The organism is Methylocapsa sp. S129 (assembly GCF_009765995.1).
Lineage (GTDB): Bacteria > Pseudomonadota > Alphaproteobacteria > Rhizobiales > Beijerinckiaceae > Roseiarcus.
Map to the genome: position 1 here is coordinate 34,369 of NZ_LMUI01000004.1, position 12,794 is coordinate 47,162.

Below are 12,794 nucleotides of genomic sequence, written 5' to 3' on the forward strand. Positions count from 1 at the left end.
CGGCCGCTAAAGAAGCTGGCGCCGCATATCGGGCAAATCAGGACGAAGCTCATGGTTGGAAATGAAAAGCCGGCTGCGGAGGCCGCCGCTCTCCCGACGCGGCCTCTCGGCCGAACCGATATGAAAATCACGCGTGTCGGTTTTGGCGCCTGGGCGATCGGCGGCGGCGGCTGGGCCTTCGCCTGGGGAGACCAGGACGACCGCGAATCGATCGCCGCGATCCGCCACGCGGTCGAACGCGGAATCAACTGGATCGATACGGCGGCCGTCTATGGTCTGGGCCATTCGGAAGAACTGGTGCGTCAGGCGCTCGCCGAAATCCCTATGAGCAAGCGCCCTTACGTATTCACCAAGGCCGGTCTCGTCTGGGATGAAAACGACCGCAAGGCGCCGGCCAAGCGGGTCGGCGCGGCGGCGAGCGTCCGCCGCGACCTGGAGGCGTCGCTGAAGCGCCTCGGCGTCGAGCAGATCGACCTCTACCAGATGCACTGGCCGCCCAACGATGGCGCGCCGATCGAGGAATATTGGGGAACGCTTCTCGATATGAAAAAGGAAGGAAAGGTGCGCGCCGTCGGCTTGTCCAACCACAATGCGGCGCAAGTCGAGGCGGCCGAGCGCGTCGGGCATGTCGATAGTTTGCAGCCGCCTTTCTCGGCGATCCGCCGCGGAATCGCCGAAACCGAACTGCCCCTCTGTCTTGCTCAAGGGACCGGCGTGATCGTCTACAGCCCGATGCAGTCGGGCCTGCTGAGCGGACGGTTTAACGCCGAGCGCGCCCAGTCCTTGTCCAGCGACGACTGGCGCTCGCGCAATCCCGAATACTCAGGGGAGAACCTGGCGCGCAATCTCAAATTGGCCGCGGCTCTCAAGCCAATCGCCGATCGCCGGCAAACCACGGTCGCGGCGGTCGCCGTGAGTTGGGCGCTTGCGTGGCCCGGCGTCACCGGCGCCATCGTCGGCGCCCGCGGGCCAGCCCAGGTCGACGGCTGGCTGGACGCGGCGACGCTTGAACTCTCGAAACAGGATCTGGCGGAGATCGCCGCCGCCATCGCGGCGACCGGCGCGGGGAGCGGACCAATGTCGCCGGCGGCGTCATAGCCGCTGTGAGAAATTGCGTCTCGTAACCCGGGGCAATCCGGGACGGGATGATGTGTGGGCGAAACAAAACGAAAGTGTTCGTATTGGGCGAACTGCACGCTGGCTTCGATGGGCGCAGACGCCGGCGCGCGCAGATTTTCAGACTATTCCAGCGTCAGAGCGACGTTCCGCAATGTCTGTGATGACAGGCAGCCCATGTTCGCTCCAAAAGCAGGCGTTGCGTTGATGGAGTTTCTCCGGAGGCCAGAGGAACGAGGAAGTCTCGGAAAAATTCTCATAGTGAACGTGAAGGCCGCCCGCGCGCTCCTGAGGCGACCAGCGCGCTTGGCGTTCCCTCAAGACCTTGCGGCGTCCGTGCTCGACCGAACGGATCGGATAATGCTGGAGCAGAAACTTATAGCGAAAGTCTACGGCGCCTGGGAAAGCGGCGATGTGACCGCCGCTTGAAACGAGGTCGACGGTATCTGCGCCCTGCAGCCACGCTTTGGACTGAACAAAATGCCCGTCGCGCCGCGTTCCGTATTCGAAATACGAGAAGCGGCTTTTTAATGTGCCGGGCTGAAATGGAGCCGGGTCGATCGGTCGAAAGTTCATCACGTTGAAATCCACGCGGTTCGCGCCGACGCTTTGTGCGATATAGAGGCCTTCCGCAAGCGTGAGGCCCGGGAACGGCGAGCGCCGAAGCTCGTCGGCATCCGAGTGAATGATCCATCGGCCGCGGAACTGGCTCGCGATCCATGCCTTGAAATGAAGAATTCGGCGCCACTCAGAATGCGTCGCCGCCACTTCCGGAAACCGTTCAATTCGCACGCGCGCGGGATAGCGGGCCGCCAGGGCTTTAAGGACGTCCCATGTTTCATCCGTCGACCAATTGTCAATCGCGATCAGGTCGCATCCCTGATGGATAAGGTCCTCGCCTGCTTCATCAATGACATCCGCCTCGTTATAGGCCGAGACAATCGCGATCGGCCGATTCTGCGCGCCCTCGGAAGCAGCCTTCCTTTGATCAATGAACGGCTCGACCGTCGCGCCTTGGCGGCGCTGTGCGACAACGGCGCAAGCGCGATCGACGGCGATGTCATGGATCGTGATAATTGTCTTGAGTTCGCGCTCGACATTGTTGTTGAGCGTGTAACCGGCAAAGATGGGTGGCAAACCGTGACCGGCAAGAAATTCGGCATATTCAGCGAGCGCCCACTCGCGAATATGCGAAGGGTTTGGCGGCGACCCTCTATGGTGGACGCCGCGTACCCGAATTCGATCGGGCGTGCTGGTCAGTACGATGGCGCCTTGACGATAGCAGGCCGCCAGAAGCGCCACCAGCGGCTCGGGGTTCAAGAGATGCTCGACCACATCCGCGCAAACCACGACCGTTTTTTCGTCAGCAAGTTCAGAAATTGCAAGGCAATCTGCGCTGGAAAAGTCCGCTTCGATCCATTCGCCCCATTCGCCGAAGAGTTTTCGGCAAAGAGACAGGTTGGATCCAAAATCAACGCCGATATGGCGACCCGCCTCAACGCTCCGCAGTTTTCGACCATTGCCGCAGCCAACGTCAATGATCGTCGTTCTTTGGCCGCCCTTCAGAAGGTAGTCAGCCGCCTGATAGACTTCCGGCTGATGAATGATTTTGCTTTCAACATAGGGGGCGTCATCAAAATATATCGGCGCTGGACGACTGACGTAGTTGGGAGGCAACCCAAAACTCGACAGATTAGGCGCTCCGGTTATCGACTGGTCCACTTTCTTGGCCTCCTCGCGCCATCAAACGGTCTTGGCTGTGTCGAACATTGAGATGCATTTTTAGCCACGCGCGATGTCGACCTGACATCTGGCCCAAACATCAGGCTCAGTCCCCCCACTTCCTCAAGTAGGCGTCATAGCCTCTCCTCCATTCCGGCGAGGCATAATTGCCTTCGCTTTGATGGACGGCGCCCAAAGGAATGGCGCCCAGGGACAGATTTCGTTCTTCCGCCTGACGGCAAAGATCGAGATCATAAAAATGAAAATCAAACCGCTCGTCGAAGCCGATGCCGCTCTTTTCGAAAGTGGATTTTCTGGCGGCCAACATGACGCCATCGAGCAGCTTGCATCGCTGCCCCGGGCGGCCATAGACGTCGAATCCCACCATGCCGCTCAGTTGGGAAGACTGATCGCGCGTCAATTGGTCATCGATGAACATCCAGCCCGGCTGTCGCGGCAATCGTCTCTTGTTGCCCGCCAATCCGAGAATATCGAATCTCTCGAGGCCCCAGATCAGTTTGTCGATCCAGAAAAAATCGGCAAGCAAGATATCGTCATGAATAAACACCAGGATTTCTTCTGGATTTGTGGTGTTCGCGATCGCATCATTGTAGCAGGCTGAAAGAGATTTCGCGTTGGACGGATAAATTCTCGATTTCACGGGAAAGGCTGAATATGTCTGCGAAAGCGACTGTCCCATCGCCGATTTCAAATAGAAATCGGCTTCGCTGTGGCGCGAGGCGCTGACCATAGTCACAGACGCGGCCTTTAATTTACCTTTGTCCGCTATCAGGCTTCGAAGATCCTGGCTCTCTTCTGCGCGGTCTTGCATGAGCGCCAGTGCGCGACCGAAGGAATTCGCGGCCTCGGCGAGCTTGCCCTGGCGGCTAAGCGCGATGCCGAGATTGCGGTGAGCAAAAGCATATAACGGCTTGATCGCCAGGGCGCGTCGACAAGATATCTCAGCCTTCCCCGTTTGTCCGAGATCGGCGAGGGCGGAGCCGAGAGCGCTATGCGCCTCCGCAAAGTCCGGCTTCAGCGCCAATGCTCGTTGATAGCATTTCGCGGCTTCGTCCGCCTTACCCTGGATTTTAACGGCGTTGCCAAGATTATAATGCGTAATGTTATCGGTGGGCGCGAGCGCCAAGGCCCGTTTGTAGGAAGCCGCCGCGTCATCGAATTTGCCAATATTCATGAGCGCCGCGCCCAGACTGCGGTGCGCTTCGACAAAATCAGGTTGATCGGCCAGGGCCCTGGCGATCAGATTTACGGCAATTTCGTTATGGCCAAATTGGGTGGCGATGAGGCCTAAGTTGTGGTTGGCGTACGGATGCCCGGGCTCAATAGCCAGCACTTGGCGATAGAGAGGCTCCGCCTCTCCGCCAACCGTCCTGCCTGATGGTGAGCAATCGCCATAGCCAACAGTGAGGGCGCCTGCGAAGACGTTGCCGCTCTGGATGTCTTCTGGCCCCTACTTTCGGCGGCCCGTCGCTGCAGTCGATTCATCCAGGCGGCCTGATTTCTGAGTCTCGGCGAGAGATATCATCCGTAGCTTGCGTCAAGATTGCTCATCGCCATCTTCCTTTCGGCGGCGACGTGACGATCTCCGAAGCGGCGTAAACAGGCGAAGCAGGTCCGATTCGACCTGGCGTAACGTTCGTGGCGAAACCGATTCAAGCGGGCGGACGGCCGCCCTTTACAGCGCCCCTTGCGCCGCCAGCAGCTCCGCCTGACGCTCGGCGGTCAGCGCGTCGATGATTTCGTCCAGTCCCTCGCCCTCGATCACTTTGCTCAACGTATAGAGCGTGAGGTTGATGCGGTGGTCCGTCACGCGCTCCTGCGGGAAATTATAGGTGCGGATGCGCTGCGAACGATCGCCCGAGCCGACTTGCGAACGACGGTCGGCGGCGCGTTCATCGTCCGCCCGCTGGTTCTGGGCGTCAAGAATGCGCGAGCGCAGTACGGCCATCGCCTTGGCTCTGTTGCGATGCTGCGAGCGCTCTTCCTGCATCGCCACGACGACGCCGGTCGGCAGATGGGTGATGCGAATCGCCGATTCGGTCTTGTTCACATGCTGGCCGCCCGCCCCGCTGGAGCGCATCGTATCGATCTTCAGGTCTGATTCGTTGATGACGAGGTCGATTTCCTGCGCCTCGGGCAGCACTGCGACGGTGGCGGCGGAGGTGTGGATGCGCCCCTGCGTTTCGGTCGCCGGCACGCGCTGCACGCGATGCACGCCGCTTTCGAATTTCATCCTGGCGAAAGCGCCGCGCCCGGCGATCTCGGCGACAATTTCCTTATAGCCGCCCGCCGCGCCTTCGCTCATCGAAAGGACTTCGACTTTCCAGCGTTTGGATTCGGCATATTTGAGATACATACGAAAAAGGTCGCCGGCGAACAGCGCCGCCTCGTCGCCGCCGGTGCCGGCGCGCACTTCGAGGATGACATTGCCTTCGTCGGCGGCGTCTTTGGGCAGCAGCGAAAGCCTGATTTCCTGCCACATCGCCGCGGCTTCGGCCTCGGCGGCTTCGAGCTCCTCGCGCGCCATCGCGCGCATTTCGCCGTCGGTGGCGGCGTCGGCGACCAGGGCCGCTAGATCCGCGCGCTCGCGCTCTTTGGTCCGATAGGCCTTGATCGCCGCGACGACGGGGTCGAGTTCGGCCAGTTCGCGCAACAGCGACGCATAATCATTGCCGCCGCCGCCTTCCGAAAGGCGCGCGCCGATCTCCTGATGGCGGCGCAGGATCAGATCGAGATTGTCGTTCGGCGGCATGGCGATGCTCAGAGACCCCAAATGGTCGGCTCTATGGGATAGGGACGCGCTACAGCCTGACGCCGAGCCGTTCGCTCAAAGCGCGCAAGGGCCCGCGCAACGAGGCGGCGTCGCCGCTGTCGGCCAGCAGCGTTTCGACCTCGCGCGCCGCCTCTGCGGCGTCAAGCGACAGCACCATGGCTTTGACCGGCCCGATCGCGGCGGCGGACATCGACAGGCCTCGATAGCCCAAAGCGACGAGCGTCATCGCCTCGAGCGGGCGTCCGCCGATCTCACCGCACAGCGTCACCGGCTTGTCATGGCGGCGCCCGGCGTCGGCGATCGCCTTCAAGGCGCGAAGGAAGCCGGCAGACAAGGTGTCGAATCGATTCGAAACGCGTTTGTTGTCGCGGTCGGCGGCGTAGAGATATTGCAGGAGATCGTTGGAGCCGACCGACAAGAAGTCGGCCCGCGCGGCGATTTCATCGAGTTGCCATAATAGCGAGGGCACCTCGACCATCAAGCCGACCTCCAGCTTGCGCGGGCGTTCTCGCCCGCAGCGATCGGAGAACAAGAGTTCCCGCTCCAGCAAAGCCCGCGCCGCGACGAATTCGTCGACGCTGGAGACCATCGGCAGCATGATGCGCAGATTTCGCCCGGCGCCGGCGCGCAGCATCGCGCGCATCTGGGTGCGAAGAAGCGCGGGCTTGTCGAGCCCGATGCGAATCGCGCGCCAGCCCAGAGCCGGGTTTTCCTCTTCCGGCCCCTTCATATAGGGGAGCACTTTGTCGCCGCCGATGTCGAGCGTGCGGAAGGTGACGGGCCGATCGCCCGCCGCGTCGAGCACGGTCCGGTAGAGCATTTCCTGCGCCGACAGGCGCGGAAAGCGCAGGGCGAGCATGAACTGCAGTTCCGTGCGGAACAGGCCGATGGATTGCGCGCCGCTCTCGTCAAGATGCGGCAGGTCGACGACCAGGCCCGCATTCATGTGCAATCCAACCTCGACCCCGTCGCGCGTCACCGAGGGCGTATCGCGCAAGGCCCGGTATTGATCCTGGCGCCGGGCGCGCAGGCGCGCCTTATCGCGATAGGATTCCTCGATATCGGGTTGCGGGCGCAATTGCACTTCGCCCGTCAAGCCGTCGACGATGATCGCATCGCCATGTTCGACGATTTCCGAAATATTGGCGACTTCGCTGACCGCCGGAATGGAGAGCGCCCGCGCGACGATCGCGATATGGCTGGACGCCCCCGCCTCTTCCAGCACGAGGCCGCGCAAACGCGAGCGGTCATAGTCGAGCAAGGCCGCCGGCCCCATGGAGCGGGCGACCAGAATGGCGTTCTCGGGCAAGGCGCTGGGCAGCAAGGTCAGACTCTGGCCCGCCAATTGATGCAGGAGTCGGTTGGCCAGATCGTTGAGATCGTGCAGCCGGTCGCGCAAATAAGGATCGGTCTGGCGTTGCAGCTTGGCGCGCGCATCGTTCTGAACGCGCTCGACCGCCGCCTCGGCGGTCAGGCCGCTGCTGACCGCCTCGCGCAACCGGCGCAGCCAGCCGCGATCATGGGCGATCATCCGGAAAGCTTCCAGCACCTCGACGTGCTCGCCCGGGCCAGCGTTGTCCGACCGTTCGATGAGTTCGTCGACCGAAACGCGCATCGCCTCGATCGCCGTCTCCAGCCGCACCATTTCGCTATCCACGTCATCGGCGACGAGCCGGGTGACGATGATTCGGGGCTGGTGCAGCACGACATGGCCGAGCCCAAGCCCCTCGGCGATCGGCGATCCCTTCAGCGAAAGCGGACGACGCAGCGCTATCTCGGCGCCCTGGCCAGCGACCGATTGCAATTCCCCCGACGCGATCAATTCGGCGAGCAACATCGCCGTCGTTTGCAGCGCCTCGATCTCTTCTTCTGAATAGCTTCGCCGCGCCCGGTTTTGCACGACGAGCACGCCCAGCGTATTGCCGCCGCGCAAGACCGGCACGCCAAGGAAGGATTGATAAATCTCTTCGCCCGTCTCGGGTTTGAATGAAAAAGACGGATGATTCTGTGCGTCGGACAATGCCAGGGGTTCGGCGCTCGCCGCGATCAGGCCGACGAGCCCCTCGTCCGGGCGCATCGTCGTCAGATGCACAGCTTCGCGCTTGAGGCCTTCGGTGGCGAACAGCTCCAACGGCCCGTCGGCCCGCGAAACATAGAGCGAGCAGACCTCGGCCACCATGTTGGAGGCGATAAGGACGACGATTCTGTCGAGTCGCGCCTGTGCGGTGACGGGCTCCGCCATCACCTCGCGGAGCCGCCGCAACAGAAGACGCGGTCCGCCGGGCCCACGCATGAGTCTTCCCTATCCTGTTCCGCCGATCGCTTCCGACTGGCGCCGGAAAATCAAAAGCGCCGCCTGGAGCGCGATCCGATCGACCAGACCGGATGTCGCCGTGATTCCTTAGAAGTGATGCTTAACCTTTCCCCGCAAGTTCGCAACGCGTCGAGGTCATGCCTGAGCCGTATAGCCAATGAAGGGCGCGCGCGGCAAGGGCGAGAGCTCCGGACTCGCCTCCCCCGCCGTTTCGCGATCGGTCTGTTCCACTTGAGACATACCAAGGCGGCCGTCGATCAAGCCTTGAAGAAAGCCTTGTCGAGAATATAGCCATTGTCCATTTCGAAGCCGCCGTGCGGCGTGTGGCCGCCCAGAATGTCGCGACTGGCGTCGATCCAATCGCGGAACACGGGAATGACAGCGCTGCCGTCCTCATGCAGGATCGCCTGCATCTCCCAGATGTAGCCTTTGCGCTTGCCTTCGTCCGTTTCGCTTCTGGCGTCGACTAAAAGCTGTTCGAACCTGTCGTTTTTCCAATGAGATTCGTTCAAAGGCGCACCGGCCCGGTAGACATCCCACAGAATCTGAGTCGCGGCCGCGCGCCCTTTCCAGCAGTTTTCGACAAAAGCCGCCTTGAGCCACACATTGTCCCAAAAACCGTCGACCGGCTCGTTCTTGAGTTCGATCTTGAGTCCGGCCTTGCCCGCGCTGGACTGCACGAGCGCGGCGACGTCGACGGCGCCCGGAAAGGCCGCGTCGGAGGCCTGCAGCAGAAGCGTCGGGTCCAGGCCGGACTTTTTGAGATGGAAGGCGGCCTTGTCCGGATCGCGCTTTCTCTGCGGCAGGTCCTTGTTGAAATAAGGATCGCCTGACGGGATCGGGTGATCATTGCCGAGCGCGCCATAACCACCGAACAGGGCTTTAAGAATCTGTTCGCGATCGACCGCATATTTCAGGGCCAGCCTGATATCGAGATTGTCGTAGGGCGGCTTGTCCATCTCCATCGCCAAAACCGCGTGCCAGCCGCCCGGCGCGACGATGACGTTCAACCTGGGCGTCTTGGCGAACAGCCCGACGGTCCTGTGATCGACCCGGTTGACGATGTCGGCCTGACCGGAGATCAAAGCGTCGAGGCGTTCCGACCAATCGCCGATCACCGTAATTTCGGCCGCGTCGAGATGGCCGCGGCCCTCTTTCCAGTAATCGCCAGCCCTTTTGAGCGCGATGCGGACGCCCGGATCGAATTTGTCGAGCACGAAAGCGCCGGTTCCGATCGGCCGGGACCAATCCTTAAAGCCGTCGGGCGCCATCAGCAGATGAGGGTCGGTCAGGACGGCGGGGAAGTCGGCGTCGGGCGCGCCAAGCGTGATCTGGATTTGGTTCTTGTCGAGTTTCTTGATGTCATTGACCGCCTTCATCGCGGCGCTGGCCCGGGACACGCTCTCGCCGCGGTGCAGGTTCAGGGAATAGATCGCGTCATCGGCGGTGAATTCCTGGCCATTGGAGAATTTGACGCCCTTGCGTAAGTTGAAAACCCAAACAACTGCGCCGTTCCGGGCCTCCCAGCTCGATGATAATTCCGGCGCGAGCCTGCCCTCGGCGGTGAGTTCGACAAGCCCGTTGAACAGGCCGCGGCCGACCGAAATCATTACCGAATCCGCATAGCTGGCCGGTTCGATGCGATCGGTTCTGCTTCCGCCCGCCAGAGCGAGGCGCAGCGTTCCACCTCTCTTGGGCGTTTCAGCCGCAGGGGCGCCCAAGCTGCCGGTTGCGCCAATGGCGAGCGGCGCGGACAGGCCAAGCGCCGTCGCACGCGCCATGAACGCGCGGCGCGAAATCGCCCCGAGCCTCAGTCTTTCCGTCAGACAATCCCATTGGCTCATCGCCGCCGCCTCCCCAAGCGGATTATCGCTATTTCGACGAGGCTGACGCCTGCTTCGCCGCGACGCGCGCGCAGCCCATTCCCTAGCCATATCAGAGCGGCATGATCCTGCCGATATTTCAGCGACCGAACTTTGGCCGACGTGCGAACGCGTCTCGGGCAATGGCCTCGCCAGCCCCACCGTCCCACTTTGCGTCTTCGCGTTCTTGGCAAGCCCGGTCTCGTTGACTTAGCCGGCCGCCGCGATTAGGGGTTCAGGCCTTATTCGCCAAGGGCCTGCGCGCCCATAGCGCCTCGACGGAGCTCGCGACAGAGATGAAAATTCTTGTGCCCGTAAAAAGGGTGGTCGATTACAACGTCAAAATTCGGGTGAGATCGGACGGCTCGGGCGTTGAGCTCGCCAACGTCAAAATGTCGATGAACCCGTTCGACGAAATCGCCGTCGAAGAGGCGCTTCGCCAGAAGGAAGCGGGCAAGGCGAGCGAAGTGATCGTCGTGTCGATCGGTCCGGCGCAGGCGGCCGAGACGTTGCGCACGGGTCTGGCCATGGGCGCCGATCGCGGCATTCTCATCAAGACGGACGGGCCGGTCGAGCCGCTGGCGGTCGCCAAGATGCTGAAGGGCGTCATTGAAGCCGAACAGCCGGGCCTGGTCATTCTGGGCAAGCAGGCGATCGACGACGATTGCAACCAGACGGGCCAGATGCTTGCCGCGCTGACCGGCTGGGGACAAGGCGCCTTCGCCTCAAAGGTGGTCATCGGCGAGGGGTCGGTCGAAGTGACGCGCGAGGTCGACGGCGGCCTGCAGACCGTCGAATTGAAGCTGCCGGCGATCGTCACCACCGATCTGCGCCTGAACGAGCCGCGCTACGCCTCGCTGCCCAATATTATGAAGGCGAAGAAAAAGCCAATCGACGAGAAGACGCCCGCCGATTACGGCGTCGATATCGCGCCGCGGCTCAAGGTTCTCAAGACGACCGAGCCTGGCGGACGCAAGGCGGGCGTCAAGGTCAAGAGTGTGGCGGAGCTTGTCGGCAAACTTAAAGAAGCGGGAGTGATCTGACGTGGCGACCCTCCTTTTTGCCGAAGTTTCGAATGGCCATTTGGCCGACATCACCGCGCGGGCGCTGACCGCCGCGCTTGAACTGGGCGGCCCGGTCGATGTGTTGATCGCGGGAAGCCATGTCGCGAGCGCGGCGGAAGCCGCCAGTAAGCTGGCGGGCGTCGCCCGCGTTCGCGTCGCCGACGATGCGCGATACGAACATGGGCTCGCCGAACCGCTGGCGGCGCTGATCGTCAGCCTCGCCGGCGATTATTCAGCCATTGTCGCGGCGTCCAGCCCCTATTCCAAGAACGTCTTGCCGCGCGTCGCCGCGTTGCTCGACGTCATGCAGATTTCCGACATCACCAAAGTCGTCGCGCCCGATACGTTCGAGCGGCCGATCTATGCCGGCAACGCGATCCAGACGGTTCAATCGACCGATCCCAAGCTGGTGATCACGATCCGCACGCCGTCCTTCGCCGCCACGGGCGCGGGCGGCCCCGCGCCGATCGAAGCGGCGAGCGCTGCGCCCGATCCCGGCCTTTCGTCATTCAGGGGCGAAGCGCTGGCCAAATCCGACCGACCCGAACTGACCTCGGCCAAAATCATCATTTCGGGCGGCCGGGCGATGCAGAAGGCAGAGAACTTCAAGACCTATATCGAACCGGTCGCCGACAAGCTCGGCGCGGCGATGGGCGCTTCGCGGGCCGCGGTCGACGCCGGTTACGCCCCCAACGATTGGCAGGTCGGCCAGACCGGCAAGGTGGTCGCGCCCGATCTCTATATCGCGGTGGGCATTTCCGGCGCGATCCAGCATCTGGCCGGCATGAAGGATTCGAAAGTCATCGTCGCGATCAACAAGGACGAAGAGGCGCCGATCTTCCAGGTCGCCGATTACGGCCTCGTCGCCGATCTCTATGCCGCGCTGCCCGAACTCGCCGAGGAGCTGACAAAAATCGGACGATAGGCCTTTGTTGCAACGCGTCAATCGGCTATGGATGCTGATGCGTCCATGTTCGCTACCGCTAGCATCGGATGCGTCGTCTTGGGCGCCAGGCGCCGCCGGATGAGAAAATGACGTTTACAATCAACAAAGTCGGCGTGATCGGCGCCGGACAAATGGGCAGCGGCATCGCGCAGGCCTGCGCCCAGGCCGGCCTTGAAGTCGTGATGAACGACATTGCGGAAGAGCGGCTGCAGGCGGGTCTGGCGACGATCAACGGCCTTCTGGCGCGTCAGGTCGCCAAAGGCCAGATGGACGAAGCCGAGCGCAGCGCGACGCTCGCGCGCATTGCGACCGCGTCGGGTCAAGACAAGCTCGGCGATTGCGATCTGATCATCGAGGCCGCCTCCGAAAACGAGGACGTGAAGCGCAAAATCTTCACGGGCCTTCGCCCGTTCCTCAAACCCGATGCGATCGTCGCTTCCAATACGTCGTCGATCTCGATCACCCGCCTCGCCTCGGTAACCGAACATCCCGAGCGCTTTATCGGCATCCATTTCATGAATCCCGTGCCGCGCATGCAACTTGTGGAGTTGATTCGCGGCATCGCTACCCAGGACGACACGTTCGAAGCGGCTAAGGCGTTCATCACGCGGCTCGGCAAGACGTCGACCATGTCGGAGGATTTTCCCGCCTTCATCGTCAATCGCATCCTGCTGCCGATGATCAACGAGGCGATCTATACGCTCTATGAAGGCGTCGGCTCGGTCGATGCGATCGACACCGCGATGCGCCTTGGCGCCAATCATCCGATGGGTCCGCTGCAATTGGCCGATTTCATCGGCCTCGACACGTGCCTGGCCGTCATGCAGGTGCTGCACGAGGGCCTCGCCGATTCCAAATACCGACCCTGCCCGCTGCTGGTGAAATATGTCGAGGCGGGTTGGCTGGGGCGCAAGACGCAGCGCGGTTTTTACGACTACCGCGGCGAGCACCCCGTACCGACAAGATAGGCTGGCGC

General features: G+C 62.1%; 9 protein-coding genes and 1 pseudogene. 4 read left to right on the forward strand and 6 right to left on the reverse strand.

What is annotated here, in order from left to right; genetic code table 11:
* Nucleotides 1-120: 120 nt before the first annotated feature.
* Complete coding sequence (locus GSQ90_RS00215) at nucleotides 121-1,098, forward strand: aldo/keto reductase (RefSeq protein WP_246731342.1); 978 nt, start codon at nucleotides 121-123, stop codon at nucleotides 1,096-1,098.
* Nucleotides 1,099-1,236: 138 nt separating this feature from the next.
* Here GSQ90_RS00215 and GSQ90_RS32250 read toward each other — a convergent pair whose 3' ends face one another.
* The 6 genes and pseudogenes from GSQ90_RS32250 to GSQ90_RS00240 form a co-directional block, all read right to left on the reverse strand.
* The gene (locus tag GSQ90_RS32250; protein WP_246731343.1) at nucleotides 1,237-1,692 is read right to left on the reverse strand and encodes a hypothetical protein; all 456 of its coding nucleotides are present in this window, start codon (nucleotides 1,690-1,692) and stop codon (nucleotides 1,237-1,239) included.
* A gap of 252 nt (nucleotides 1,693-1,944) precedes the next feature.
* Nucleotides 1,945-2,838, reverse strand: a pseudogene (locus tag GSQ90_RS32790) (methyltransferase domain-containing protein); the annotation flags it as partial.
* Between the two features lie 106 nt (nucleotides 2,839-2,944).
* Nucleotides 2,945-4,192 (reverse strand): tetratricopeptide repeat protein, encoded by a 1,248-nt coding sequence (locus GSQ90_RS00225; RefSeq protein WP_158812467.1) that lies wholly within the window; start codon nucleotides 4,190-4,192, stop codon nucleotides 2,945-2,947.
* Between the two features lie 342 nt (nucleotides 4,193-4,534).
* On the reverse strand, nucleotides 4,535-5,611 hold the full coding sequence (prfA, locus tag GSQ90_RS00230) for a peptide chain release factor 1 (RefSeq protein WP_158812468.1): 1,077 nt from the start codon (nucleotides 5,609-5,611) through the stop codon (nucleotides 4,535-4,537).
* 49 nt (nucleotides 5,612-5,660) lie between these two features.
* Entirely contained in the window at nucleotides 5,661-7,925 is a 2,265-nt protein-coding gene (ptsP, locus tag GSQ90_RS00235) for a phosphoenolpyruvate--protein phosphotransferase (RefSeq protein WP_158812469.1), read from the reverse strand.
* Nucleotides 7,926-8,203: 278 nt separating this feature from the next.
* Nucleotides 8,204-9,790: an ABC transporter substrate-binding protein gene (locus tag GSQ90_RS00240; RefSeq protein ID WP_158812470.1), complete on the reverse strand. Its 1,587-nt coding sequence runs from the start codon at nucleotides 9,788-9,790 to the stop codon at nucleotides 8,204-8,206.
* A 314-nt stretch (nucleotides 9,791-10,104) separates the two neighbouring features.
* On the opposite strand from GSQ90_RS00240, the gene GSQ90_RS00245 reads away from it, so the two are divergent.
* The 3 genes from GSQ90_RS00245 (at nucleotide 10,105) to GSQ90_RS00255 (ending at nucleotide 12,786) form a co-directional block, all read left to right on the forward strand.
* Nucleotides 10,105-10,851: an electron transfer flavoprotein subunit beta/FixA family protein gene (locus GSQ90_RS00245; RefSeq protein WP_158812471.1), complete on the forward strand. Its 747-nt coding sequence runs from the start codon at nucleotides 10,105-10,107 to the stop codon at nucleotides 10,849-10,851.
* A 1-nt stretch (nucleotide 10,852) separates the two neighbouring features.
* Complete coding sequence (locus GSQ90_RS00250) at nucleotides 10,853-11,797, forward strand: electron transfer flavoprotein subunit alpha/FixB family protein (protein WP_158812472.1); 945 nt, start codon at nucleotides 10,853-10,855, stop codon at nucleotides 11,795-11,797.
* 107 nt (nucleotides 11,798-11,904) lie between these two features.
* Nucleotides 11,905-12,786 carry a 3-hydroxybutyryl-CoA dehydrogenase gene (locus GSQ90_RS00255; RefSeq protein ID WP_158812473.1) on the forward strand — a complete coding sequence of 294 codons (882 nt, stop codon included), beginning with the start codon at nucleotides 11,905-11,907 and terminating at the stop codon, nucleotides 12,784-12,786.
* Nucleotides 12,787-12,794: the final 8 nt, after the last annotated feature.